The 26,082-nt window shown below is 69.2% G+C and carries 23 protein-coding genes and 1 pseudogene; 22 read left to right on the top strand and 2 right to left on the bottom strand.

What is annotated here, in order from left to right; genetic code table 11:
* Window positions 1-166: 166 nt before the first annotated feature.
* The 4 genes from BSP109_RS00120 to BSP109_RS00105 all read left to right on the top strand — a co-directional run bounded on the left by BSP109_RS00120 (window position 167) and on the right by BSP109_RS00105 (window position 4,712).
* A complete protein-coding gene (locus tag BSP109_RS00120) occupies window positions 167-1,663 on the top strand; it encodes an MmgE/PrpD family protein (RefSeq protein ID WP_101598978.1) in 1,497 nt (498 codons plus the stop codon).
* Window positions 1,663-2,568 carry a methylisocitrate lyase gene (prpB, locus tag BSP109_RS00115; protein ID WP_101598977.1) on the top strand — a complete coding sequence of 302 codons (906 nt, stop codon included), beginning with the start codon at window positions 1,663-1,665 and terminating at the stop codon, window positions 2,566-2,568. Before BSP109_RS00120 ends, prpB begins: the two co-directional genes overlap by 1 nt.
* Entirely contained in the window at window positions 2,565-3,686 is a 1,122-nt protein-coding gene (locus tag BSP109_RS00110) for a bifunctional 2-methylcitrate synthase/citrate synthase (RefSeq protein WP_101598976.1), read from the top strand. The genes prpB and BSP109_RS00110 overlap by 4 nt, the downstream gene beginning before the upstream one ends.
* 243 nt (window positions 3,687-3,929) lie before the next feature.
* The gene (locus tag BSP109_RS00105) at window positions 3,930-4,712 is read left to right on the top strand and encodes an enoyl-CoA hydratase/isomerase family protein (protein ID WP_087007505.1); all 783 of its coding nucleotides are present in this window, start codon (window positions 3,930-3,932) and stop codon (window positions 4,710-4,712) included.
* 34 nt (window positions 4,713-4,746) lie between these two features.
* On the opposite strand, the gene BSP109_RS00100 is transcribed toward BSP109_RS00105, so the two are convergent.
* Entirely contained in the window at window positions 4,747-5,412 is a 666-nt protein-coding gene (locus tag BSP109_RS00100; RefSeq protein WP_087007507.1) for a 4'-phosphopantetheinyl transferase, read from the bottom strand.
* A gap of 86 nt (window positions 5,413-5,498) precedes the next feature.
* On the opposite strand from BSP109_RS00100, the pseudogene BSP109_RS00095 reads away from it, so the two are divergent.
* The 4 genes and pseudogenes from BSP109_RS00095 to BSP109_RS00080 form a co-directional block, all read left to right on the top strand.
* A pseudogene (locus tag BSP109_RS00095) lies at window positions 5,499-6,440 on the top strand (Ppx/GppA family phosphatase); the annotation flags it as partial.
* Between the two features lie 258 nt (window positions 6,441-6,698).
* Window positions 6,699-7,610 (top strand): sugar phosphate isomerase/epimerase, encoded by a 912-nt coding sequence (locus BSP109_RS00090; RefSeq protein WP_101598975.1) that lies wholly within the window; start codon window positions 6,699-6,701, stop codon window positions 7,608-7,610.
* Window positions 7,611-7,745: 135 nt separating this feature from the next.
* Window positions 7,746-8,570 carry a pyrroline-5-carboxylate reductase gene (proC, locus tag BSP109_RS00085; RefSeq protein WP_101598974.1) on the top strand — a complete coding sequence of 275 codons (825 nt, stop codon included), beginning with the start codon at window positions 7,746-7,748 and terminating at the stop codon, window positions 8,568-8,570.
* On the top strand, window positions 8,560-9,246 hold the full coding sequence (locus BSP109_RS00080) for a TrkA family potassium uptake protein (RefSeq protein ID WP_101598973.1): 687 nt from the start codon (window positions 8,560-8,562) through the stop codon (window positions 9,244-9,246). Before proC ends, BSP109_RS00080 begins: the two co-directional genes overlap by 11 nt.
* Before the next feature lie 15 nt (window positions 9,247-9,261).
* Here the strand turns inward: BSP109_RS00080 and BSP109_RS00075 are convergent, their stop codons facing one another.
* A complete protein-coding gene (locus tag BSP109_RS00075; RefSeq protein ID WP_101598972.1) occupies window positions 9,262-10,671 on the bottom strand; it encodes a TrkH family potassium uptake protein in 1,410 nt (469 codons plus the stop codon).
* 62 nt (window positions 10,672-10,733) lie between these two features.
* On the opposite strand from BSP109_RS00075, the gene BSP109_RS00070 reads away from it, so the two are divergent.
* The 14 genes from BSP109_RS00070 to ccsB all read left to right on the top strand — a co-directional run bounded on the left by BSP109_RS00070 (window position 10,734) and on the right by ccsB (window position 25,535).
* Entirely contained in the window at window positions 10,734-11,936 is a 1,203-nt protein-coding gene (locus tag BSP109_RS00070; RefSeq protein ID WP_101599129.1) for an acetoin utilization protein AcuC, read from the top strand.
* 140 nt (window positions 11,937-12,076) lie between these two features.
* Complete coding sequence (locus BSP109_RS00065) at window positions 12,077-12,175, top strand: 30S ribosomal protein bS22 (protein ID WP_005504750.1); 99 nt, start codon at window positions 12,077-12,079, stop codon at window positions 12,173-12,175.
* Window positions 12,176-12,249: 74 nt separating this feature from the next.
* Entirely contained in the window at window positions 12,250-12,507 is a 258-nt protein-coding gene (locus BSP109_RS00060; protein WP_101598971.1) for a glutaredoxin family protein, read from the top strand.
* Window positions 12,404-13,318 (top strand): redox-sensing transcriptional repressor Rex, encoded by a 915-nt coding sequence (locus tag BSP109_RS00055; protein WP_101598970.1) that lies wholly within the window; start codon window positions 12,404-12,406, stop codon window positions 13,316-13,318. Before BSP109_RS00060 ends, BSP109_RS00055 begins: the two co-directional genes overlap by 104 nt.
* Window positions 13,315-16,206 (top strand): glutamyl-tRNA reductase, encoded by a 2,892-nt coding sequence (gene hemA / locus BSP109_RS17600; RefSeq protein ID WP_257944487.1) that lies wholly within the window; start codon window positions 13,315-13,317, stop codon window positions 16,204-16,206. Before BSP109_RS00055 ends, hemA begins: the two co-directional genes overlap by 4 nt.
* The gene (locus BSP109_RS00045) at window positions 16,190-17,788 is read left to right on the top strand and encodes a uroporphyrinogen-III synthase (protein ID WP_101598969.1); all 1,599 of its coding nucleotides are present in this window, start codon (window positions 16,190-16,192) and stop codon (window positions 17,786-17,788) included. Before hemA ends, BSP109_RS00045 begins: the two co-directional genes overlap by 17 nt.
* A gap of 5 nt (window positions 17,789-17,793) precedes the next feature.
* Entirely contained in the window at window positions 17,794-18,846 is a 1,053-nt protein-coding gene (hemB, locus tag BSP109_RS00040) for a porphobilinogen synthase (protein ID WP_101599127.1), read from the top strand.
* Window positions 18,846-19,337 (top strand): MarR family winged helix-turn-helix transcriptional regulator, encoded by a 492-nt coding sequence (locus BSP109_RS00035; RefSeq protein WP_101598968.1) that lies wholly within the window; start codon window positions 18,846-18,848, stop codon window positions 19,335-19,337. Before hemB ends, BSP109_RS00035 begins: the two co-directional genes overlap by 1 nt.
* On the top strand, window positions 19,334-20,671 hold the full coding sequence (gene hemL, locus BSP109_RS00030) for a glutamate-1-semialdehyde 2,1-aminomutase (RefSeq protein ID WP_101598967.1): 1,338 nt from the start codon (window positions 19,334-19,336) through the stop codon (window positions 20,669-20,671). The genes BSP109_RS00035 and hemL overlap by 4 nt, the downstream gene beginning before the upstream one ends.
* Entirely contained in the window at window positions 20,671-21,336 is a 666-nt protein-coding gene (locus BSP109_RS00025; RefSeq protein ID WP_101598966.1) for a histidine phosphatase family protein, read from the top strand. Before hemL ends, BSP109_RS00025 begins: the two co-directional genes overlap by 1 nt.
* The gene (locus BSP109_RS00020; RefSeq protein ID WP_101598965.1) at window positions 21,333-21,992 is read left to right on the top strand and encodes a TlpA disulfide reductase family protein; all 660 of its coding nucleotides are present in this window, start codon (window positions 21,333-21,335) and stop codon (window positions 21,990-21,992) included. The genes BSP109_RS00025 and BSP109_RS00020 overlap by 4 nt, the downstream gene beginning before the upstream one ends.
* Window positions 21,989-22,768 (top strand): cytochrome c biogenesis CcdA family protein, encoded by a 780-nt coding sequence (locus tag BSP109_RS00015; protein WP_087007533.1) that lies wholly within the window; start codon window positions 21,989-21,991, stop codon window positions 22,766-22,768. Before BSP109_RS00020 ends, BSP109_RS00015 begins: the two co-directional genes overlap by 4 nt.
* Window positions 22,769-22,788: 20 nt before the next feature.
* Window positions 22,789-24,456: a cytochrome c biogenesis protein ResB gene (locus tag BSP109_RS00010; protein ID WP_257944486.1), complete on the top strand. Its 1,668-nt coding sequence runs from the start codon at window positions 22,789-22,791 to the stop codon at window positions 24,454-24,456.
* Window positions 24,457-24,461: 5 nt separating this feature from the next.
* A complete protein-coding gene (gene ccsB / locus BSP109_RS00005; protein ID WP_087007535.1) occupies window positions 24,462-25,535 on the top strand; it encodes a c-type cytochrome biogenesis protein CcsB in 1,074 nt (357 codons plus the stop codon).
* Window positions 25,536-26,082: the final 547 nt, after the last annotated feature.

Here is a 26,082-nt window from a genome sequence, read left to right as displayed (position 1 = left end):
ACGAAAAACTTGAGAACCTCCCTCGAACTGAAGTATCTTGATGTCGAGATATGTGGTGTGATGCGGCCCACCGGACATCCCCGCTGGGCCGACGACACCCCGCCGAATAGGCTTGGGACCATCCAGGTCACTCGAGCGGTCAGCGCTCAAGACGAAGGAGAGCCAGTTGATCAACCACGAAGTCCGCACGTACAAGAGCTCCGAACCCCTCGCCCGTGAGGACCAGCTCGCCTGGAAGATCGCAGAGGTCGCCGCGGATGACGTCGCGGTCGAGGCGGATGTCCAGGACATGGTCATCAACCGCATCATCGACAACGCGTCCGTCGCCGCCGCCTCCGTGCGCCGCGGGGCGCCCATGCACGCCCGCGAGCAGGCGCAGGGCCACCCCATGAAGCCGGGTGCCGCCGTCTTCGGGCTCTCCCTCGAGGAGACGATCTCGCCGGAGTGGGCCGCCTGGGCCAACGGCGTGGCCGTCCGCGAACTCGACTTCCACGACACCTTCCTCGCGAAGGAGTACTCGCACCCCGGCGACAACATCCCGGCCATCCTCGCCGTCGCCCAGCACAAGGGCATCAGCGGTGCGGACGTCATCCGCGGCATCGCCACCGGGTACGAGATCCAGGTCGACCTCGTGAAGGGCATCTGCCTCCATGAGCACAAGATCGACCACGTCGCCCACCTGGGCCCCTCGGCTGCGGCGGGCATCGGCACGCTCCTGCACCTGCCCACGGAGGTCATCTACCAGGCCGTCCAGCAGGCGCTGCACGTCACCACCGCCACCCGCCAGTCGCGCAAGGGCGAGATCTCCACCTGGAAGGCCCACGCACCCGCCTTCGCCGGCAAGATGGCCGTCGAGTCGGTCGACCGCGCGATGCGCGGCGAGGGCGCTCCGTCGCCCATCTACGAGGGCGAGGACGGCTTCATCGCCTGGATCCTGTCCGGTCCGGAAGCCCGCTACACGGTCCCGCTGCCCGGCAGGGGAGAGGCCAAGCGCGGCATCATGGACACGTACACGAAGGAGCACTCCGCGGAATACCAGGCTCAGGCCCTCATCGACCTGGCCCGCCGCATGGGCGCGCAGATCGAGGACTTCTCGAAGATCCGCAAGGTGACGATCCACACCTCGCACCACACGCACTTCGTCATCGGCACGGGCGCGAACGACCCGCAGAAGATGGATCCGAAGGCATCGCGCGAGACGCTGGACCACTCGATCATGTACATGTTCACCGTCGCGCTCGAGGACCAGGCGTGGCACCACGAGAAGTCCTACGCGCCGGAGCGCGCGGGGCGTCCGGAGACGGTCGAGCTGTGGCACAAGGTCGAGACCCGCGAGGACCCGGAGTGGACCCGTCGCTACCACTCGACCGATCCGAACGAGATGGCCTTCGGCGGCCGCGTCGAGATCGAATTCGAGGACGGCTCCACGCTGGTCGACGAGATCGCCGTGGCAGACGCACACCCCAACGGCGCGCGCCCGTTCGTCCGCGAGAACTACGTCAACAAGTTCCGCACCCTGTCCGACGGCATCCTGTCCGAGCAGGAGCAGAACCGCTTCCTGGGACTCGCGGAGAACCTCGCGGACCTCGGTGCCGCTGACCTGCGCGCCCTGAGCTTCACGGTGGACGGCCTGGAGCACTCCGGCTCGAAGGGCGTCTTCTGATGCTGGGCGCTGAGAAGACCGCAGCTGCCAGGCGCGCGGATTTCCGCGCACTGCTGAACGGCAGCGAGATCGTCCAGTTCCCCGGGGCCATCAACCCGCTGACTGCCATGCTCATCGAGCAGGCCGGGTTCGAGGGCGTCTACATCTCCGGCGGCGCGTTCTCCGCGGCGCAGGGGCTGCCGGACATCGGCCTCACGACGCTCACGGAGGTCGTGGACCACGGACGGAACATCGCGCGGGTCACGAACCTGCCGACGTTCATCGATGCGGACACCGGGTGGGGCGAGGCGATGAACGTCGCCCGCACCGTCCAGGAGTTCGAGGACGCGGGACTCTCCGGCATCCACCTCGAGGACCAGGTCAACCCCAAGCGGTGCGGCCACCTCGACGGCAAGGAGGTCGTGACGACGGCGGAGATGGTCAAGCGAATCTCCGCCGCCGCCAAGGGTCGCCGCGATGAGAACTTCGTCCTCACTGCTCGCACGGATGCCCGCGCGGGAGAGGGTCTTGACGCGGCGATCGATCGGGCCAAGGCCTACGTCGATGCCGGCGCGGACATGATCTTCCCGGAGGCGATGCGTGATCTGGGCGAGTTCGAGAAATTCGCGAACGCCGTAGGCGCACCGATCCTCGCCAACATGACCGAATTCGGCAAGAGCGAGCTGTTCACGACGTCTCAGCTGGCCGATGCGGGTGTCCGTGTCGTCATCTACCCTGTCACCACACTGCGGTTGGCGATGGGCGCGATCACCGACGGACTCAGGGCGATCCGCTCGGAGGGCACCCAGGCCTCGGTGGTGGATCGCATGCAGACGCGTGCGGACCTCTACGAGGCAATCGATTACGAGGCGTACAACTCGTTCGACTCAGCCGTCTTCAACTTCTCTCAGGAGGGACACCAGTGACGGATCAGGAGATCAAGAAGGGCCTGGCGGGGGTCGTCGTCGACACCACCGCCGTGTCCAAAGTGGTGCAGGAGACGAACTCCCTGACCTACCGGGGCTACCCGGTGCAGGAGCTCGCCGCGAACTGCACGTTCGAAGAGGTCGCGTACCTCATCTGGAACAGCGAACTGCCCGATAAGGAGCAGCTGGCCGCGTTCACGGCCCGCGAACGCGGTCAGCGCGCGATCTCGCAGGAGCTCGTCGACATCATCCTCGGTCTGCCGAAGGACACGCACCCCATGCACGTCGTGCAGACGGCGGTCGCGTACCTGGGCGCAGTGGACCCTGAGGCCGAGGAGGAGGGAGAGGAGGCCAACCGCCGCAAGGCGGAGCGCCTCTACGCCCAGCTGCCGACCATCGTGGCGATCGACCACCGTCGTCGCCACGGGCTCGACCCGGTCGCCCCGTCGTCGGAGCTGAGCTACGCGGAGAACTTCTTCAAGATGGTCTTCGACGAGGTACCGGACGCGGCGGTCGTCCGCTGCTTCGACGTGTCGATGATCCTCTACGCGGAGCACTCGTTCAATGCTTCGACCTTCACGGGTCGCGTCATCACGTCGACGACGTCGGACATGTACTCCGCCGTCGCCGGTGCGATCGGTGCGCTCAAGGGCGCCCTGCACGGCGGTGCGAACGAAGCCGTCATGGCGATGCTCGAAGAGGTCGGGACCGCGGACAACGCGAGCGCGTGGATCGACAAGGCACTCGCGAACAAAGAGAAGATCATGGGCTTCGGCCACCGCGTGTACAAGAACGGCGATTCGCGCGTTCCCACCATGCGGAAGGCGTTCGAGGACATGGTCGAGGCGAAGGGCGCGGACGATCTGCTCGCGCTCTACAACGCATTCGAAGAGGACTTCGTGGGACGGAAGGGGATCTACCCCAACCTCGACTACCCGTCGGGCCCGGCCTACCACCTCATGGGCTTCGACACACCGCAGTTCACGCCGATCTTCGTCATGTCGCGGATCACCGGCTGGTCCGCGCACATCATGGAGCAGCAGGCGTCGAACGCGCTCATCCGCCCGCTGAGCGCATACAGCGGCTCCGAGCAGCGGTCAGTCCCGACCGACCGCTGAGCGACCGTCACTGCGGGAGAACCGCGCCCGAGGTCCGGGCCGGCTCCCGCTGCTGAGCCACCCGCACGGCCGGGGCACCTCCTCGGTGCCCCGGCCGTGCGGCATTCACCGTGGGCCCTGGTCGTCCCCCGTGAGCCGTCCACAGCACCCGTGAGACCGCTGCATCACCCATGAAACCCCCGCAGTACCCATCAGACCCCCACAGCACCCGTGTGACCCAGTCATCCCCGTGAGGAGACCCCTGTGACCACTGAGTCGTCCATCCCCGCCATCCCGCTCGTCGACGGGTTCCGCTTCGACCTCGAGGGCTCCGTCGGAACCCTCACGATCGACCGGCCGGAGAAGCTGGGCGCACTCTCCCGCGAGATGTGGTTCGCGCTCCCTGACATCGTGGCGGCCATCGACGCCTCGCCGGATGTCTCCGTGCTCATCCTGCGCGGCACGGACGGCAACTTCTCCGCCGGTTCAGACATCAATGACCTGAACGTACCGCTGGCGGACTTCTGGGCGATGAACTCTGCGGCGGAGGATGCCCTGGCTCAGGCGGACATCCCCACGATCGCCGCGATCGAGGGCGTCTGCGTGGGCGGCGGCACCGAACTGGCGGCCGCGGCAGACATCCGCATCGCCGCCCCAGGCGCACGCTTCGGGATCACGGCCGCGAAGCTGGGCCTCGTGTACCCGCCCGGACCCACTCGCCGGTTCGCCGCAGCAGTGGGCGAGTCGTGGGCGCGCTACCTGCTGCTGACGGGGAACCTCATCGACACCGGTCGCGCGGACTCGCTCGGATTCCTCCACGAGGTCAACGATGATCCGTTCGCCGCGGCGCAGCGGACTGCCGAGCGCATCGCAGGCCGCTCCGCCTTCACCCAGACGGGTCTCCTGCGGATCATGCGGGGCGAGGACCTCGACCCCGCAGGGTGGCTGGGCGACGTCTACCCCGTCGAGCTGGGGGAGGGACAGCGGGCCTTCTTCGCGAAGGAGAAGCCGGACTTCGGGTTCCGTCGGCAGGACTGGCAGGGCTGACGAGTCTGACGGGGCTGACAGGGACCATCCCCGCTCATCTGCGCGGCAGGGCGATCGCGGTCGCGACGATCCCGTCCGCGATCGCCCACCGGCCGGTGAGCGTCTGGATCCGCCGCCCGTCGACAGTGGGCCCCTCCACGAGCAGGCGGGCGGTGAACCCGCCGTCGGAGGCGACCCGGACCTCGGCGTCCTCGAAGTCCAGCCAGCGCAGGGTGAGCGGGAACCACGTCTTGTACAGCGCCTCCTTCGCGCTGAAGAGCACCCTCCCGCACAGCGGATCGAGCCTGCGCAGGCAGTCCTTCTCCTGCGGCAGCGCGATCACGTCGAGGACGCCGTCGGGCAGCGGCGCCGCCGCCTCCACGTCGATGCCGAGCGAGGCGATGTCCCCGTCGCGTGCGACCGCGGCCGCCCGCAGACCGGCGGCGTGCGTGAGCGAACCGACCACTCCGGTCGGCCAGACCGGTGCGCCCTGCCTGCCCGGCACCATCGGCCCGCGCTCGATCCCGAGTTCCGCGAGGGCGACCCGCGCGCAGTGCCGCACGGCGGCGAAGTCCGCGCGACGAGAGTCCACGGCACGGGCGATGTGGGCGGCCTCGGCGGGAAGCAGCTCGTGTGCGGGCGCATCGCCGCGGGTGGCGGCGACGCGGACGGTCGCAGGCAGAAGGTCCCGCAGCAGGTCCTCCAGCAGGGGCTGACCCATGCGCCTCCGTTCCGTGCGTCACTGTCCGCAGCGAGTCCACGGTACGCCAACCGCCGGGCGGCAGGAGTGCGCGCTACCATGGCGAGGTGCGATTAGCCGTCCTTGACATCGGGTCCAACAGCGTCCACCTCCTCGTGGTGGACGCGCACGTCGGTGCGCCGCCTCTGCCGGCGACCTCACACAAGGAGGTGCTCCGGCTCGCCGAATACCTGAAGGACGACGGGTCGATCTCCACGTACGGGCAGAACCGCCTGGTCGACTTCGTGCGCGATTCCATCGACATCGCGGAGGACCAGGGGTCCGAGCAGATCCTCGCCTTCGCGACGTCTGCGATCCGCTCCGCGCCCAACGGCGATGAGACGATCGACCGGATCCGCCAGGAGACGGGCGTCGAACTCAATGTCATGAGCGGGGAGGACGAAGCGCGCGTCACCTTCCTCGCCGTCCGCCGCTGGTTCGGCTGGTCGGCCGGGAGCATCCTCCTCATGGACATCGGCGGCGGGTCGCTGGAGCTCGCATCGGGTCGCGATGAGTATCCGGACGCCGCACTGTCGCTCCCGCTGGGAGCGGGACGCATGCATCGCGACTTCCTCCATTCGGACGTCCCATCCGCCGATGAGGTCGACGGGCTGCGGAAGTATGCGCGGCACACGATCGGTCGCGTCGCAGGCGATCTGAACCGCGTCGGGAAGCCCGACCGCATGGTGGGGTCGTCCAAGACGTTCCGGTCCCTGGCCCGGATCGCGGGAGCGGCACCCAGCGGTGCGGGGATCTTCGTCCCCCGCGAACTCAAGCGGAAGGACATGCCGGGCATCATCGATGAGCTCGTGCACCGGACGCCCAGCCAGCGCGCGGCACTGCCCGGCGTGTCCGAGGCCCGCTCCGGTCAGGTGCTGGCGGGAGCGATCGTCGCGGAGGCCGCCATGACGATCTTCGACGTCCCCATCCTCCAGATCTCTCCCTGGGCTCTGCGCGAGGGCATCATCATGCGCCAGCTCGACCTGCTCGACTCCTCCGAGGTCCTCTCACCCACCCGCCGCGGGATCGGGGCCCTGCCCCCTCCCGCACTCACGATGCCCTCGAACGGCACGTCGACGGGAGAGACCCCAGACCTCACGCCCAGTGACGATGCAGGCGCGGCCATCCGTCCGCCCGCGCCGACCGCCACAGCAGTCCCGGCTGTCCCGACGGTGCCGGCGGGAGGAGCACGTCCATCCGGTTCTGCCAGTGGGGCCGGGTCTGCCGAAGCATCCGGTTCGGCCGGATCGAAGCGCAGGAGGTGACCCGTGGCTGATGCGTCTCGACCACCTCTGACCAGCCGCAACGCCGCACGCTCGAAGGCGAAGCGGCAGCGGGAGGAGCTCGCCAGGAATCCCGTCTACGACTCGGATGCGACGCATCGCTCGGAGAACGAGATCCGGATCGGGCTCTCCACCTCGTCCGTCTATCCGATGACGGTGCGCGAATGCTTCGAGACGGCGGCCCGTCTGGGCTACGACGGTGTCGAGGTCATGATCACGAACAACGAGGAGACGCAGGACCCGTCGCTCATGAACCTGCTGTCGCGGTCCACCGGTCTGCCGGTGCTGTCCGTGCACGCGCCGACGCTCCTGCTGCTCCCGCGCGTCATGCACCACGACCACTGGGAGAAGCTGCGCCGCACCGCCGAACTGGCGAAGGACGCGGGCGCGCGCACAGTCGTCCTCCACCCGCCGTTCCGCTGGCAGGGGAGCTACGCCCGTCACTTCGTCGAGGGCGTGCGCGAGATGGCCCGGGAGACCGGGGTGACGCTGGCGGTGGAGAACATGTACCCGTGGCGCGCCGGCCTGCGGGAGGTGATCGTCTACTCCCCGCACTGGGACCTCGCGGGGCAGGACTACGACGCGGTGACGTTCGACTTCTCGCACGCCTCCACAGCGGGCACGGACGCACTCGAAGCGGTCGGCGCCCTGTTCCCGAAGCTCCGGCACGTCCACCTGACGGACGGTGCGGGCACACTGACGGATGAGCACCTGGTCCCCGGCCGCGGGCGGATGCCGGTCGCGGAGACGCTCCAGTACCTCGCGAAGAACGACTGGTCCGGCGATGTCGTGGTCGAGGTGAACACCCGCTTCACCGCGCGCCGGTCGACCCGGGACGCGATGCTCACGGAATCGCTCGCCTTCGCGCGTCGGCACCTGGGGCTCGACGCGCACTAGGAATGGACGTCCACGAGGACTGGACGTCCACGAGGACTGGACATCCACGAGGACTGGACATCCACGAGGACTGGACATCCACGAGGACTGTGCGCGCACTAGGACGGGCGGTCGGGCCGGTAGTAGCCTCATCCCATGCTGATCGCTTTCGTGGGTACAGGGAACATGGGCAGTGCGCTGCTGGCGGGCATTCTCGCCGCGGGACAGGACGCGGGCCAGGTGCGTGCGACGACTCGCTCCGCGGAGTCGGCCGCCGCGCTCGGATCCCGCCTGGGGGTGCCGACGACCGCGGTCGCGGACGACCCTCAGGCCAATCGCAGCGCCGTCGACGGGGCGGACCTGGTCTTCCTCGGGGTGAAGCCCTGGATGCTGGCGGAGACCGCGTCCGAACTGGACGGCGCACTGAAGGACACGGCGACTGTCGTGTCGATGGCCGCCGGTGTGGACCTCGCCACGCTCACCGCGCACTTCCCGCACCGTCCCGTCGTGCGGATCATGCCGAACACGCCGTCGTCCGTGGGCCACGGCGTCATCTCGCTGGCCGCCGCTGACGAGGTCCCATCCGCCACGCTGGACGAGCTCACCTCTCTGCTGGGCGGTGCGGGCCAGGTCATCCCGATCAGCGAGGAGGACATGCCGACGATGATCGGAACATCCGCCTCGGGCGTCGCCTTCTTCTTCCTGCTCGCAGAGCACATGGTCTCTGCGGCGGTGTCCCAGGGGCTCGATGAGGAGGCCGCGAGGCGAGCCGTGGCGGCGACCGCGGAGGGCGCGGGGCGCCTGCTCGCGGATTCGCCCGATCCTGCCGCTCTGCGTGCTGCGGTGACGAGCGCGGGCGGGACGACGGCTGCCGGCATCGCATCGTTCGCCGAGGACGGCCTGGACGAGATCGTGGCACGCGCAGTCCGCGCTGCGGGGGACCGGTCGCTGCAGATGGAGGCGGAGAACCGTGAGGGGTGAGCATCGTCGCCGCGCGCAGGCTTCGGGTTCGGGCGTGCTCGTCGTGGGACTGGGCCGGTTCGGTGCGGCCACCGCAGGGTCCCTCGTGAAGATGGGGCGCGAGGTCATGGCGATCGAGAAGAACCCGGAGCTCGTGCAGGAGTGGTCGTCGAAGCTCACACACGTCGTGGAGGCGGATGCCACCCACCTCGAGGCCCTGCGGCAGCTGGGCGCCGGTGAGTTCTCCACCGCGGTCGTCGGTATCGGCTCATCGATCGAAGCGAGCGTGCTCACGACCGCGAACCTCATCGACTTGGGCGTTGAGCAGATCTGGGCCAAAGCGATCTCAGGTGCGCACGGGAAGATCCTCCGCCGCATCGGGGCGGAGCACGTCCTCTACCCGGAGACCGAGGCCGGGGACCGGGTCGCTCACCTGCTGAACTCGCAGATGCTCGACTACATCGATTTCGACGACGGGCACTTCGCAGTCGTGAAGATGCGGCCGCCGGAAGAGGTCAAGGGGCTCACCCTCGGAGAGGCGGGGATCCGTGACGCCTACGGGGTGACCGTCGTCGGCATCAAGGCGCCCGGCAGAGAATTCACGTATGCGAATGTCGAAACGCGTGTAGGGAGCCAGGACGTCCTCATCGTCGCCGGCCACGTGGACGATCTGGGGAAGTTCGCTCGACGCCCGTGACGGTGCCTGTGACGGTCAGCCGACGATGGGGCGGTCCTCCGCATATCGGTACCGGCGCGTCTGGGACCGTTGCGACAATGCGGACGCGAGCGTGATGGTCCCCAGCCGACCGACGAGCATGAGACCGCTCAGGACGTAGAGGCCCTCGTCGGGAGCGCGTTCGGTGACCCCGACGCTGAGGCCGCACGTGGCGAAGGCGCTCACGACCTCGAAGAGGACGAAGTCCAGAGGCTCGTCGGTGACGCTCAGCATCACGATGGTGCCGAGGACGACGGTTCCCGCACCCGCGAGCAGAACCGTCACGGCGAGGCGGATGCTCGAAGGTGCGATCCTGCGGCGGAACGCTGTCGTGTCGGTGAGGCCCCGCGCTTCGGCGATCGCTACGAGGACCAGCACTGCAAGAGTCGTCACCTTGATCCCACCGGCCGTGGAGCCGGACCCGCCTCCGACGAACATGAGGAGGTCCAGCAGCACGTGGCTCGTCTGCGACATGCTCTCCACGTCCATCGTGGCGAACCCACCGGAACGGGACATGACGGAGAGGAAGAGGACCTCACCGGCTGTTGCGACGGGTCCCTTCTCCGCCAGCGTCCGAGGGTTGCCCGATTCGAAGCCGAGCAGAAGCGCCCAGCCGACGAGTACGAGCGCACCGGACATCGTGAGAGTGAGCTTGGTGTGCAGGTCCCATGCGCGGGGGGTGCGCCAGAAGACGCTCATGACGAATATGACGGGGAAGCCGAGTGAACCGACGAACACGGCGGCGCCGATCACCCCGAGGATCCACGGATCGTCGGCGAAGTGCGCCATGCCGCCCGGGTGCACCGTGAAGCCCGCGTTGTTGAAGGACGACACGGAGTAGAACACGGCGTGCCAGAGAGCCTGCCAGATTCCCTCACCGCGCAGCAGGAACCGGGGGAGGAGCAGCGCGGTGACGACGACCTCGGCTGCGATCATCGTCAGCAGCACGACACGCAGCAGGGATCCGACGTGCCCGAGCTGCGAGGCTCCCGTCGCCTGGGCGGCGAGAAGCCGCTGACGGACGCCCAGCCGCTTCGACATGGCCATGCCCAGGAGGGAGGCGGCGGTGAGTATGCCGATGCCGCCGATCTGGATGGCGACCGTGATCACTCCCAGTCCGAAGGGGGACCACTGCTGCTCTGTGACGACTGACGTGAGGCCCGTGACGCACACCGCGGAGACGGCGACGAGGAGCGCATCGGCGAAGGAAGCGGATCCCGGGCCCTGTGCGGCCACCGGCAGGGAGAGGAGCACTGTGAAGACTGCGGCGACGACCGCGAACCCGACCATCGCCGTGCGCGCGGGCGACGCGAGCACGAGCGAGTCGACCAGGTCGCGGAGTCGTCGCCTCGGAGGTGCCTGCGCCTGTGCGCGGTCGGCGGTGTCGGAACGCGGGCTGTCGTCCATTCGACACATAGTACGGCCAGGTCCAGCGGACCGGTCGGCAGCAGGACGGATACAGTGTGGGCATGGAAAGCAGTGATCTCGATCTCTTCGTCACGTGGGACGAGACCTTCACCGACTATGACTTCGGGCCCAGCCACCCCATGCATCCGCTCAGGCTGGACCTCACCGCGAAGCTCGCGACCGATTTCGGCCTCTTCGACCATCCGCGCATCACGGTGTCCGCGGTCGGCGGGGTGGATGAGGCAGAGCTCGCGAAGGTCCACACGCGCGGTTACGTGGATGCGGTGAAGGAAGCGGGGGAGACGACCTCGCTCGACGAAGCGTTCCAGCAGGAGTGGGGGATCGGCACGGAGGACGTGCCGCGCTTCGAGAAGATCCACGAGGCCTCCGGCCGGATCTTCCAGGCCGGTGTCGAGGCCGCGCGCGCCGTGGCGGGCGGCGGGTACGACCGCGCCGTGAACTTCTGCGGCGGCATGCACCACGCGATGAGCGATCGGGCATCGGGCTTCTGCATCTACAACGACATCGCCGCGACGATCACCACGCTCCTGGAGAAGGGGTACCGCCGCGTCGCGTACATCGACTTCGACGCCCACCACGGGGACGGAGTCGAACGGATCTTCTGGGACGACCCCCGCGTCCTCACGCTGTCCGTCCACGAGAACGGCCGCTTCCTCTTCCCCGGCACCGGCTTCGCGAACGACATCGGCGGGATGCAGGCGGCCGCCTCCGCCGTCAACGTCGCACTGCCGCCCCGCGCGGACGACGCGGACTGGCTGCGCGCGGTTGATGCCGTCGTGCCCCACGTGCTGCGCGAGTTCGACCTGCAGATCCTCGTGACCCAGCACGGGTGCGACGGGCATCGGGCCGATCCGCTCACCCACCTGCGCTTCAGCGTCGACGGCATGCGGGAGACCGCGCTGCTGGCCCGTTCCCTGTCGGAGGAGCTGACCGGCGGGAAGTGGATCGCAACGGGCGGCGGCGGATACTCGATCCTCGATGTGGTCCCCCGTGCGTGGACCCAGCTCGTCGCTATCGCCGCCGGGGTGGAGATCACGCCGAGCACGGAGACGCCGGACCGCTGGAAGCGCTACGCGGAGTCGATCGTGGGACGCGATGCACCGCTGCTCATGACCGACGGCTACGACGGCTCCTTCGTCCCATGGTCGAACGGGTACGACCCCCAGGCGGACCTGGACCGCGCGGTCATGGCGACGCGGAAATCCGTCTTCCCGTTCTTCGGGCTCGACGCCTACTACGACTGAGCGCCCGCCCGGCTGAGGCCGGGATCACGTCCGGCGGACTCCTTTTGCCCTGACCCGAGCGCGGGGATAGACTTGAGCGGCTATGTTCCGGCGGTGGGCATCCCCTGTTCACCGTGATGTCAACCCGGTGAGGTGTGCCCATGGGCTCAGTGATCAAGAAGCGCCGCAAGCGTATGTCGAAGAAGAAGCACCGCAAGCTGCTTCGCAAGACGCGCCACCAGCGCCGCAACAAGAAGTAATACTTCTCGCGCAGACCCCGTCCGGCACGCATGTGCAGGCCGGGGGTTTGTTGTGAAGGGGTGAAGGGAGACCGGTGGTCGTTCGGGTCACCGTCCTCACGAGGACGGACTGCGGACTGTGCTCCGCTGCGGAGCAGGTCGTGGCGCAGGTGTCCGAGGGCCGTGACGTCGATGTGACGTTCACGGACATCGACACAGACCCTGAACTGAAGGACCGGTACGACTGGGATGTCCCCGTCGTGCTGGTCGATGGCCGGCAGGTGGGCTTCCACCGGATCGACCCCGATCGCTTGGCGCACGCCATCGACGCGCGCCAAGCGGCCAAAGCCTGAACGCGCTCAATCGGACGAGCATCTGATTGACCGCACAGCGCAGAGAGGAGAGCGAGACGCGGTGGCACAGACCTTGTCGGCTGCGACGGCGCCCGGTGGCGCACAACGGTCGGCTCCCATGCCAGCCGTGACCCGCATGCCGGTCTACCTCGGCGCACTGACCGCTCTCATCGCCTCCGGCCGGACGACAGCCTCCAGCGAGGACCTCGCCCGCACCTGCGGTGTCGGCGCAGCGATCGTCCGCCGCGACCTCTCCCTCCTCAGCTTCACCGGACGCCGCGGGGTCGGCTACGACGCCCTCGACCTCGCCGACGCGATCCGCTCCTTCCTCGGCATCGACCGGCTGCGCCCCGTGGGCGTGGTGGGTGCGGGCCGTCTGGGCACCGCACTGGCGCACTACCTGTCGGACCCCGAGCACGGCTTCTCCGTGCAGGCCGTCTTCGACGCCGCCCCCGCACGCATCGGCGAGCCGGTCGGCGACCTCATCGTCACGGACATCTCCGATCTGCCGCGCGCAGTCGAAGCGCTGGCGCTCGAACTCCTCGTCATCGCGGTCCCCGCGGACGCGGCCCAGTCCGTCGTCGACGCCGTGGCGGGCACCCCCATCAGGGGCCTCCTGAACTTCGCGCCCGTGCCCGTGCGCACGCCCGCAGGCGTCGAAGTCCGCCACGTCGACCTCGCGACCGAACTGCAGGTCCTCTCACACTTCGCTCCCAGCAGCGCGGAGGCCGCCGGTGGCGCGCAGCCCGTGCCGGGAGCCGCCGCACACAGTCCCCATCCGTCGCCCGGCCCCCTGGAGGCAGAGACGTGACCACGCTCGTACTCGGAGTCTCACACCGTTCCGCACCCATGTCGGTGCTCGACGCCGTCGCGCTGTCGGGCAGGAACGTCGACCTCCTCACCGACCGCGTGCTCGGCGGTGAGTACGTCGACGGTGCGCTCGTGCTGGCGACGTGCAACCGCCTCGAGATCGTGGCCGACGTCCGCGCCTTCCACGGCGGACTCGCCGACGTGGGCTCGGCACTCGTGAGCGTCACGGGGATCGAGTGGGCGGAACTCGCGCACCACGTCTACGTCCGTTTCGACGACAAGGCCGTGGAGCACCTCCTGACGGTGGCCGCCGGACTGGATTCGATGGCGGTGGGCGAATCCCAGATCCTCGGCCAGCTCCGCCAGTCGTACAGTGCCGCGCAGGAAGAGGGACACCTCACGGGTGAGCTCAGCCGCACGGTGCAGGAATCGCTCCGTGTGGGCAAGCGCGCGCACGCGGAGACGGAGCTCGACTCCGTCGCCCGCTCACTGCTCGACACCGCCCTGACGGAGGCCGTGCCCCACATCGGTCCGCTGGCAGACGCGGATGTGCTCGTCGTGGGCGCAGGCGCCATGTCCGGACTGTCGGTCGCCACCCTCGCGCGCCAGGGCGTCGCCTCCGTGACCGTGCTCAACCGGACGCTCGACAAGGCGCAGCGGCTCGCGGACTCCGTCGGAGGGCGGGCCCGGGAACTGACGCCCGCCGTGCTCGCAGAGGAGTTCGCCCGGGCGGATCTCGTCATCTCCGTGACGGGCGCCCGCGGGACGGTCATCGATGCGGGGACCGTCACGGCATCGCTCGATCATCTGGCCCCCGGTGAAGAGCCCACCAGCACGTTCGTCGTCGACCTCGCACTGCCGTTCGACGTGGATCCGGACGTGGAGACGCACGAGCACGTGCGGACGATCGGCCTCGAGGGCCTCTCATCGCTCTTCGCCGACTCCGCCTACACGCAGACCTCCGGTGTCGTGGAGATCGTCACGCAGGTGCGCTCGATCATCCACGAGGAGATCGCCGCGCTGTCAGCGAGCCGTCGCGCACGCCAGATCGCGCCGACCGTCACGGCGCTGCGCCGCCAGGCCCGCGACACGGTGGACCGTGAGTTCGAACGGCTGTCGCGCCGTCTGGGCGACCGCGTGTCCGACAAGGACCTCGACGACATCCGGAAGTCCCTGCGCCGTGTCGCGACCAACCTCATCCACACTCCGACGGTCCGGGTGAAGGAGCTCATGGGCGCGGACGACGAATCGGTCGACTACGCCGCGGCGCTCTCGATGCTCTTCGATCTGCAGCGCACGCCGCCCGCCGCGGTCGAATCCGCGTCCGCTCCCGGCCCGGACTCCACAGCCACCGCCGCCGAGGCCATGGCCGCGAATCCGTTCGTGCTCGCCTCCGCATCCGCTCCGGAGGGCGCTGGGTCCATCTCTGAGTCCGGCTTCGCGTCCGGGTCTGGTTTCGTGTCCGGGTCGGTGACTGGGTCTGTGACTGGGTCTGGGTCCGTGACCGCGCTGGCGACTGCGCCCACCGCGGCGCTGAATCCGGCGGCGGCCGTGTCGACGCCGGAGACCGGTCCCGTCACAAGTGCCGGTCCGGTCGCGGGCACGAGTCCTGTCGCAGGCGCGGCCTCCTCGGCCGTCACCTCGGCCTCGGCCTCGTCATCAGCCGGCTCGTCGCAAGCCACCCCGTCGCAAGCCTCCTCGTCAGCAGACGACCACTACGTGGTGGCCGATGGCCAGCGCCCCGTGGCGGACCACACGCTGGACGTCGTCGAACCGGACGAGCCCACCGGCCGCACCGTGCGGCTCGGCACCCGCAGGTCGCAGCTGGCCCGGTCGCAGTCGACGGCGATCGCGCAGCAGCTCGCCGCGCAGACGGGATGGCGGGTCGAGATCGTCGAGGTCGTCACAGAGGGCGACGTGAACATGAGGCCGCTCGCCTCGTTCGGCGGAACCGGTGTGTTCGTCTCCGCAGTCCGCAGCGCACTGCTGAGCGGCACGATCGACATCGCCGTCCACTCGCTGAAGGACCTCCCCACCGCACCGGCACCGGGCATCCACCTGGGTGCCGTGCCCCCGCGCGTCGACCCGTCCGATGTCCTGATCGCCCGCGACGGCATGCGCCTCACCGATCTGCCCGCAGGCTCCGTCATCGGCACCGGCTCCCCGCGTCGCGCCGCACAGCTGCGCGACGCGCGCCCCGACATCGAGGTGACCGGAGTGCGCGGCAACGTCGAGACCCGCATCCGCCACGTGACGGAGGGGCGCCTGGACGGCGTCGTGCTCGCCGCCGCCGGCGTGCGGAGGCTCGGCCGGATTGACGAGGCCACCGACGTGCTCGTCGGACCGATCATGCTCCCGGCCCCGGGCCAGGGCGCACTCGGGATCGAATGCCGCGACGCGACCGCCGATCTGAACGCGGACGACGCGTCGCTGCGCGATGCGCTGCACGGACTGCACGACCACACGACGGCACTGGCCGTCGACTGCGAGCGGGCGATCCTGTCCCGCGCGGAGGCCGGCTGCTCCGCCCCCATCGGCGCGCTCGCGACGCTGGACGGCCGGACCCTCGAGGTCTCCGGAGTCCTCGCGGACGACGAGGGGACACTGCTGCGCGTCACGAAGGCGACGCAGCTCCCCACCGCAGGGGATTCCGACCGGGCCTCGGCAGATTCAGCCACGGCCTCGGCGGACTCCGCCACCGCTTCTTCGGAAGCGGCCCATGCCGCCCGCTTGGATGCGGCGAAGGACCTCGGCGCGCGAGTGGCCGAAGAGCTCCTCGACGGACTCGGCATCGACCCTCGGAAGTCGGTCGGAGCGAATGCTCCGCAGACCCACCTTCCGACCACCCACCACGCAGCAGGAGGTGACGAGGGTGGCGAATCCAGCTGATGAGGCGTTCGGTGCGCTCGCCGTGCCCACCGTCTACTTCCTCGGCGCGGGCCCCGGCGATCCGTCGCTCATGACCCGCCGCGGGACGGATCTGCTGGCCGGCGCACCGCTCGTCGTCTCCGATCCCACGGTGCACGACGGCATCCTCGACGCCTACGCCGGAGCAGACGTCCAGCGCATGGACTCGACGGAGCTCGGCCAGGCCGCGACGACCCGGGGACGGAAGCTCGCGGGCCTCGCGCGCGAGCACGGAAGCGTCGTGCGGCTCGTGCCCCATGACGGCGTCCTCTTCTCCGCGACGACGGACGAGGCCGCAGCGGTAAGGCGTCAGGGCGTCGACTTCGAGATCGTTCCCGGTGTGGGAGTCGCAGCCTCCGCAGCGGCCTACGCGGGTGCCCCCGTGACCACGAACCGCGTCCGCTCCGTCCGCCTCGTCGAGGCCGGAGAGCAGTCGCACATCGACGTCTCGAAGCATCGGAACACCGGACACGTCATCAACGGCGAGCGCGACGACGTCATCGACGCGCTCACGGCTCTGCTGGGCGACGGCTGGGATGAGGGCACTCCGGTCCTCCTCACGACCGAGGTCTCGACGATCGCTCAGCTGACGCTGGAGACGACGTTCGGGCAGGCACCGAGCCGTCTGCGCGACGAGGTCCCCGAGCGCACCCGCGTGACGATGTTCTTCGGTCAGGGCGTGGAGCAGCACGCAGAGCTCGACTGGTTCGAATCGCGTCCGCTCTTCGGCTGGCGCGTCCTCATCCCGCGCACCAAGGAGCAGGGTCGTTCGACCGCCCGCGAACTGTCCGAGCTGGGCGCGATCGGCACGATCGTGCCGACGATCGCGATCCAGCCGCCCCGCACGCCCACCCAGATGGAGCGGGCGATCCAGGGCCTGGTGAACGGCGACTACCAGTGGGTCGGCCTCACGAGCGTCAATGCGGTCCGCGCGGTCCGCGAGTGGTTCGAGGAGTTCGGACTCGACGCGCGCGCACTCGCCGGAGTGCGGGTCGCCGCGGTCGGCGGGCCCACAGCAGACGCGCTCGAGGACTGGGGCGTCACCCCGGACCTGGTCCCGTCGGGAGAGCACTCCGCTCGGGGCCTCGTCGAGGACTGGCCCGATCGGGACCCGCTCATCGACCCGGGCGGCCGCGTCCTGCTGCCGCGGGCGGACATCGCGACCGAGGTCCTCTACGAGGGGCTCCAGGAGCGCGGCTGGGAGGTCCACGACGTGACCGCCTACCGCACGGTCCGGGCTGCTCCGCCGCCGGCGCCGGTGCGCGATTCGATCAAATCCGGTGACTTCGACGCCGTGCTCTTCACGTCCTCGTCCACGGTCCGCAACCTCGTGGGGATCGCGGGCAAGCCGCCGTCCAGCACGGTGGTGTGCGCCATCGGTCCCGCCACCGCGCAGACCGCGCAGGAGCACGGGCTGGAGGTCGACGTGCTCGCGGACGAGGCGAACCTCGGGTCCCTCATCAGCGGCCTCGTCGATTTCGCGGTGAAGAAGCGCACGCAGGACCTGGCCGACGGCCGGGCGCCTCTGCGGCCCTCCCAGATGCGCCCGCTCAAGAAGAGGTGACGATGATGGACAGCAGACCGGTCTACCAGCTGGCGGATGGCGCACCGCGCCCCCGCAGACTCCGCACGACACCGGCGCTGCGGCGTCTGGTGAGCGAGAACCGCCTCCATGCGGCGGACCTCATCCTCCCGATGTTCGTGAAGGAGAGCCTCGAGGAGCCGCTCGAGCTCACCTCGATGCCCGGGGTGAAGCAGCACACGCTCGACTCGCTGCTGTCCGATGCGCGCGCCGCGGTCGCCGCGGGAGTCGGCGGACTCATGCTCTTCGGCATCCCCACCCTGCGCGACGAGCAGGGCTCCCAGGGCGACGACCCGGACGGGATCCTGAACCGCGCCCTGCGGCTCCTGCGCGATGAGCTGGGCGATGACACCGTCATCATGGCCGACCTGTGCCTCGACGAATTCACCTCGCACGGCCACTGCGGCGTCCTGGCGGCGGACGGCACCGTCGACAACGACGCGACGCTGGACCGCTACGCCTCGCTGGCCGTCGCGCAGGCCGATGCCGGAGCCCACCTGCTGGGCCTGTCCGGGATGATGGACGGCCAGGTCGCCGCGGTCCGACACGCGCTGGACGCGACGGGCCATCAGGACGTGGTGGTGCTCGCGTACGCGGCGAAGTTCGCCTCCGCGTTCTACGGCCCGTTCCGCGAAGCGGTCGACTCGCAGCTGACCGGCGACCGCCGGACGTACCAGCAGGACGCGGCGAACGGCCGCGAGGCCCTGCGCGAACTCGAGCTCGACATCACCGAGGGCGCGGACATCGTCATGGTGAAGCCCGGGACGCCCTATCTGGACGTCCTCGCAGACGCGGCCGCTGCCAGCTCCGTCCCGGTCTGGGCCTATCAGATCTCCGGTGAGTACGCGATGATCGAGTTCGCTGCGCGCGCCGGCGCGATCGAGCGCATGCCCGCGATCCTCGAGAGCCTGGTCGGCTTCAAGCGCGCAGGGGCGGACGCCGTCCTCACCTACTGGGCGGCCGAGGTGGCCGCACTGCTGAACGGCCAGGCGGATCCCGCCGCGACACAGACGACGACACAGACGACGGAGGACCGCTGATGCGCTGGCTCACCTCGGAGCAGCTGGTCGCATGGCGATCGTTCCTGGACTCCCACATGCTGCTCATGACCCGTCTGGACCGGGAGCTGCGGGCCGAATCCACGCTGGGGCTCACGGAGTACACCATCCTGGTGCGGCTGTCGGAGTCCGATGACCACACGCTGCGGATGGCCACCCTCGCCGCGGACACCGGGGTGTCGCGCTCGCGGCTGACCCACATCGTCGCGCGCCTCGAGGACCGGGGGATCGTCGAGCGCGAGAAGACTGCCGAGGACCGCCGCGGTGTGCGCTGCAAGCTCACCGAGGACGGCTTCCGACTGCTCGAGAAGACCGCACCCGTGCACGTGACCGGTGTGAGGACGCATCTCATCGACCTGCTCGACGACACGGAGATCGAAGTCATGGCGGGGATCTTCACGAAGGTGCTCGCGCACATGCGCGAACTGCCCGCCGACGCCCGCATCATGCCCGACGGAGAGGACGTCTCATGACACACCCGGCACCCGCATCCGCCGCACTGTTCGACCGCGCCAGGGCCGTCATCCCCGGCGGCGTGAACTCGCCCGTCCGCGCCTTCGGTGCGGTGGGCGGCACCCCCCGCTTCATCGACCGCGCCGACGGCGCCGTCCTCACCGACGTCGACGGCCGGGAGTACGTCGATCTCATCGGCTCGTGGGGCCCCATGATCCTGGGCCACTCGCATCCCGAGGTCGTCGCCGCCGTCCGCGAGGCCGCCGGCCGCGGCTTCAGCTTCGGCACCCCCGGCGAGGCCGAGGTCCTGCTCAGCGAAGAGCTCGTCTCCCGCGTCGAGCCGGTCGAGCAGGTCCGCCTGGTCAACTCCGGCACGGAGGCGACGATGTCCGCGATCCGTCTGGCGCGCGGGTTCACCGGGCGCTCGAAGATCGTGAAGTTCGCAGGCTGCTACCACGGGCACGTCGACGCCCTGCTGGCTGCCGCAGGCTCGGGCCTCGCGACCTTCTCGCTGCCGGACACTCCCGGCGTGACGGGTGCGTCCGCGGCGGACACCCTCGTGCTGCCGTACAACGACCAGGATGCTCTGGCCCGGGCCTTCGAGCAGCACGGTGCCGACATCGCGTGCGTCATCACGGAGGCGAGCCCCGGCAACATGGGCGTCGTCCCGCCCCGCGACGGCTTCACCCAGGCGATCCGACGGGTCACCCGGGAGCACGGCGCACTCATGGTCTCCGATGAGGTCATGACGGGCTTCCGCGTGTCCGCATCGGGCTGGTACGGATACGAGTCCGCGCGCGACGGCTATCCGGATGGTCCCGCCGATCTCTTCACCTTCGGCAAGGTCATGGGCGGCGGCTTCCCCGCTGCGGCGTTCGGCGGTCGCCGGGACGTCATGGAGCACCTGGCGCCGGCGGGCCCCGTCTACCAGGCGGGGACGCTCTCCGGAAACCCAGTCGCCTCTGCGGCCGGCCTCGCGACGCTGCGCCTCACCCGCGAACTGGACGTGTACCCCCGTCTCGAAGCAGCGGCGGACACACTGCGGGCCGCCGTGGGCGACGCCCTGAGCGCAGCCGGCGTGGCACACCGCATCCAGAGTGCGAACTCGATGTTCTCCGTGTTCTTCACGGAGCGCGAGGTGCGGAACTTCGAGGATGCGGGAACACAGGACACCGCGGCCCACGCCGCGTTCTTCCAGTCGATGCTGGAGTCCGGCATCCACCTGCCGCCGTCGGCGTTCGAAGCGTGGTTCCTGTCCTACGCCCACACGGACGAGGTCCTGGACCGCATCGTCTCCGCCCTGCCGGCCGCAGCGCGGGCGGCAGCGGCGACCGGCTCCTCGGCGGTCTCCTGATGCCGCAGCTGCGCATCCACCTCGTCCGCCACGGCGAAGTCTTCAATCCGGAGGGGATCCTCTACGGGCGCCTCCCCGGGTACGGGCTGTCCGAGCGGGGCTTCGAGATGGCGCAGCGGGTCGCCGCTGCGCTGCCTGCGAAGGACCCCCACCTGCGGGCGCTGGTCGCCTCGCCGCTCCAGCGCGCGCAGGAGACGATCGCGCCGCTCGCGGAGCGACTCGCACTGCCGGTGGTGACGGACGAGCGCGTGATCGAAGCGGAGAACGACTTCGAGGGCACCCGTGTGACGAAGGACTCACTGGTCCGGGATCCGCGGTCGCTGTTCCTCGTCCGCAACCCCCTGCGCCCGTCGTGGGGTGAGCGCTACATCGACCAGGCCCTGCGGATGCGCGCGGCGATGATGTCGCTGCGTTCGCGCCTGGCCGCGATCGCCGCGCGCGACGGGCTCGACGAGGCCTCCGGAGTCATCGTGTCCCACCAGCTGCCGATCTGGTCGACGCGCCTCTGGACGGAGGGCCGGCCGCTCGCGCACGACCCGCGGAAGCGGGAGTGCGCGCTCGCCTCGGTCACGAGTTTCTCAGACGGCTCCGGCACACTTGACGTCGTGGAATACGCGGACATCGCCGGGGATCTGCAGCTCACTCAGCCGGGGACGGGAGCATGACGCGCCCCTTCAGCACCGACGGACGCGGGGGACTGGGACGGCTCGACCGACTGGCGGGCCTCGACCGGATCCCGACGCGCCGGGGCGCTCTGGGACTGCTCGGACTCTCCGGCCTCGCGCTGGCAGGATGCGGCAGCTCCGGTTCCGAGGACCTCGCGCAGCAGGCGCAGTCCGGCGAGGACAAGGGCTACGTGTCCGGCAGCGGCGTCATCACGCAGCTGAGCGGCGACGAGCGCGGAGAACCGCTCGACCTCGACTTCGAGACGCTCTCCGGTGAGAGCACGAGCCTCGCCTCATGGCGTCCCAGGGTCGTCGCGATCAACCTCTGGTACGCCGCGTGCCCACCCTGCCGCGTCGAGGCACCGGATCTGAACGCGACGTACGAGCACTTCGGCGACCAGGTCGAATTCCTGGGCGTGAATGTGCGCGATCAGGCGGCGACGGCGGAGTCGTTCGTCCGCACCTTCGAGGTGCCCTACCCCATCATGATCGACGGGGACGGCTCCATGGTCTCGCTGCTGTCGAGCGTCCTGCCCCCGCAGGCGACCCCGTCGACGGTGATCCTCGATGCGTCCGGCCGCGCCGCGGCCCGTGTGGTCGGTGCCGTCACGCAGTCGACGCTCACGGGGCTCATCGAAGACGTCCTGGCGCAGTGACTGACGTCCTGGCCGGCGGCCTGGGCGAGTCGTTCGCGCAGACTGTCCTGAACGGCCCGCTCCTGCTGGCGGTGCTCGTCGCCGCCCTGGCCGGAATGGTCTCGTTCGTCTCTCCGTGCGTGCTCCCGCTGGTGCCCGGCTACATCGGCTACGTGACAGGTCTGTCCGGGACATCGCTCGAGGACCGGAAGACGTCCCGCGTCGTGATCGGCGTCAGCCTGTTCGTCCTCGGCTTCGCCGCGGTCTTCGTCGCGATGGGCGCGGCGTTCTCCACGGTCGGCATGTTCCTCGCGGAATGGATGGGCGTCGTCAACCGCGTCCTGGGCGTCGTCGTGATCCTGGCCGGCGTGATCTTCCTCGGGGGCATCCCGTTCCTCCAGCGGACGTCGCAGCCGACGCCGAGGCCCCGTGCGGGTCTGGCCGGGGCCCCCGCCCTGGGTGCCGTGTTCGCACTCAGCTGGGCACCCTGCATGGGTCCCACCCTCGCCGCCGTGCTCGCACTGTCGACCGGATTCGGGGCGCAGGGAGCCATCGCACGCGGAACCCTGCTGACGTTCATCTACTGCCTGGGGCTGGGCATCCCGTTCATCATCGTCGCGGTACTCATCCACAAGGGTCTGGGCCGGCTGGAGTGGGTGCGCAGGCACCAGCGGGGGATCATGCGGGCCGGAGGGATCATGCTGATCATTCTGGGACTGCTCCTGCTGAGCGGAGTGTGGACGATGTGGATCAACAGCCTGCAGGGCACGATCGCAGGATTCGAGGTAGTCATCTAGTGAACGCGCGAAGGAACGACGTGGAGAAGCCGTCGCAGGCGTCGCAGCCACCGACGACGTCGAAGGCGACGAAGGGCGCGAAGGGTGCGAAGGGTGCGAAGGGCCGGGCGCCCGCAGCGGACATCGGATTCGTCGGCATGCTGCGCTGGGCGTGGCGCCAGCTGACGACGATGCGCGCGGCGCTCATCCTGCTGCTCGTGCTGGCACTCGCAGCGATCCCCGGGTCGCTGCTGCCGCAGCGCAACCAGGACCCCGGCGCCGTGTCGACGTTCATCGAGGAGAACGGTGCGTGGGGAGAGTTCCTCGACACCGTGCAGCTGTTCGACGTCTACACGTCCGTCTGGTTCTCCGCGGTCTACATCCTCCTCATGGTGTCCCTCGTGGGCTGCATCATCCCGCGCACCAAGCACCACTTCCAGGCGATGCGGCAGGCCCCGCCCAAGGCGCCGCGCAGGCTCACCCGCATGTCCGCATACCGCACGACGCCGCTTGCGACCGGCGCCCAGCAGCGCACCGCGGAAGAACTGCTGGAGACGGCCCATGAGCAGCTGAAGAAGTCCGGCTACCGGACCGTCCGCAACGAGGACCACATCGCCGCCGAACGCGGCTACCTCAAGGAGACGGGCAATCTCGTCTTCCACGTGTCGATCCTCGCGACCGTGATCATCATGGCGATGGGCGGGCTGTTCGGATACTCCGGCCAGCGGGTGCTGGTGGAGGGCGACACGTTCTCCCACTCGCTGGTCTCGTACGATTCGTTCGAACCCGGCACGTTCTTCGACGCGAACTCCCTGCCTGAGTTCCGGCTCACCCTCGATGACCTCGAGACCCGCTTCGACGATGAGGCGACCGGCGCACAGTTCGGTCAGCCGCGCCAGTTCGATGCGGACGTGACCCTCAATACTCCGGAGGAGGAGACGAGCTTCGTCCTCCGTCCCAACGAGCCGGTGCGCGTCGAAGGCTCGAACATCTACCTCATCGGCAACGGCTACGCCCCGGTCATCACGGCCCGCAACGCGAATGGGGATGTCACGTACTCGGGGCCCGTCGTCTTCCTGCCGCAGGACGGCGTGTACACCTCGACCGGCGTCGTGAAGGTCCCCGATGCCAGTCCGGACCAGCTGGGCTTCGGGGGAGTGCTCCTGCCGACGACGGGGCGCAATGACTCAGGCGAGCTCATCTCGACGTTCGCGGAGCTGCGCAACCCGCTGCTCGTCATGGACGCCTACCGCGGTGACCTGGGGCTGGACTCCGGCGCGCCCCAATCGGTCTACCAGCTGGAATCGGACTCGATGGAGCAGCTGGTCGGCGACGACGGACAGCCCTTCCAGATGGTCATGCAGCCCGGAGACACCGCAGAGCTGCCCGACGGGCACGGCAGCGTGACATTCGAGGAGATCCGCAAGTACGCGGCGCTCGACGTCCACCACGATCCCGTGCAGGTGTGGATGCTGCCGTTCATGGCCCTCCTGTTCGGCGGGCTGTCCCTGACGCTGTTCGTGGCGCGGCGACGCGTGTGGGTGCGCGTGAGCGGCGATCAGGTGGAGATTGCAGGGCTGGCTCGCGGAGAGGATCCGCGCGTCGATGAGGCCGTCGAAGAACTCACACAGGTTCTGTCACTAGAATCGCTCGAGCCGGAATCCGCTGACCCAGATGCGGACTCCGCACCGAATCGTTCCGGGAAGTAGAGGTCATGGACGTCAACGTCGCTCTCGCACAGTGGTCGAACCTGCTGATCTATTCAGCGATGGCGGTGTACGCGATCGCGTTCATCATCTACGCGTTCGACCTGTTCGGTCCTGCCTTCGCCGGGGACACGCAGAAGGTCGAGGAGAAGGCCGGGCGCAGGTCCGGTCGGTCCACGCGTCCTGAGACCGGGAAGGCAGCCTCGACCGCAGCGCAGCGCGGCGGTGCGGCCGGGAGCGGGACGACCGCGGTGCTGGACGACGCGGAGGCGACCGGGACCTCGGGCGCGGGGGATTCCGCCGACGGCGGCGACGCCGGGAAGACGCTCGACGTCCGTCGCTGGGCGCGTGCGGGGACGGCCCTGACCGTGCTGGCCGCGGCCTTCCACGTGGGGGCCATCGTGACCCGGACGCTGGCCGTCATGCGCGTGCCGTGGTCGAACATGATGGAGTACGCGCTCATCGCGTCCGCGGTCGTCTCGGTCGCATACCTCGTGCTGCTGCGGTTCCGCGACTTCCGCTACCTGGGGACGTTCGTGACGTTCTCCGTCCTGCTGGTGCTGGGCCTGTGCATCACGGTGTTCCACACGCCGGCCGCGCAGATCATCCCCGCGCTGGACAACTACTGGATCTGGATCCACGTCCCGATCGCGATCCTGTCGACGGTGCTGCTCTTCCTGTCCGCGATCTTCGCCCTCGTCCAGATCGTGCGCAGCCGCAGCGAATCCAAGCCGTGGCGGGGGCCGCTGCGCTTCATCAACGCGCTGCCGGGGTCGAAGGACCTGGAGAAGACGTCCTACCGCTTCGCGGCGGTGGGCTTCGTGACGTGGACGTTCACGCTGGTCGCAGGTGCGTTCTGGGCGGAGATCGCCTGGGGCCGCTACTGGGGATGGGACTCCAAGGAGATCTGGACGTTCGTGGTGTGGGTCGTCTACGCGGCGTACCTCCACGCCCGTGCCACCCGCGGCTGGACGCCCACGCGCGTGGCCGTGCTCAACCTGGTCGGCATCGCGACGGTGATCTTCAACTTCTCCATCGTGAACCTCTACTTCAACGGACTGCACGCCTACTCGGGCGTCTGAGTCCGAGGCGACAGCGACGGCGTCCACAGCCGTCGGCGCCCAACCACCGACCAGCAGCCCCACATCCGCCGAGTGAGTGCAATCCGGCCCCAGAAGCGCGATCCGGGGGCCGGATTGCACTCACTCGATCCCGCGTGGGCAGAATCGTTCGGGCTGGATCGCCGGGGGCCAGATCGTGCGGGCCAGATCGTTCGGGCCGCATCGCCGGGGCCGGATGTGGGCCTCGCCCTCGATGACTGCTGGGCGCAACTCGGGATAGATACGGACCCCACTCGCGATCGAGTGCGCAACATCCGCACGATTCGCCGTCGCGGGTTCTAGGGGTGATCGCAACACCCCTAGAACCCGGAGGTGTGCGCGATGGCTGTCAATCGACCTGGGAAGCTGCGATGGGCTGTGAAATTCCCCGCAAGAGCCCAGCAAGCGTGGGATCTTTACCAGATGGGAACCACGCACAGCGAGATCAGCAAAGAAGTCGCTGCTCCACGCTCAGTCCTCCACGAGATGTTCCACACCGCAGGCGGCATCCGGCCCGCTCACCCGAAAG

Source organism: Brevibacterium sp. Mu109, from assembly GCF_900169375.1.
Lineage (GTDB): Bacteria > Actinomycetota > Actinomycetes > Actinomycetales > Brevibacteriaceae > Brevibacterium > Brevibacterium yomogidense_A.
The sequence above is the reverse complement of the archived record's forward strand: the minus strand, read 5'-3'. Positions and strand labels throughout refer to the sequence as shown.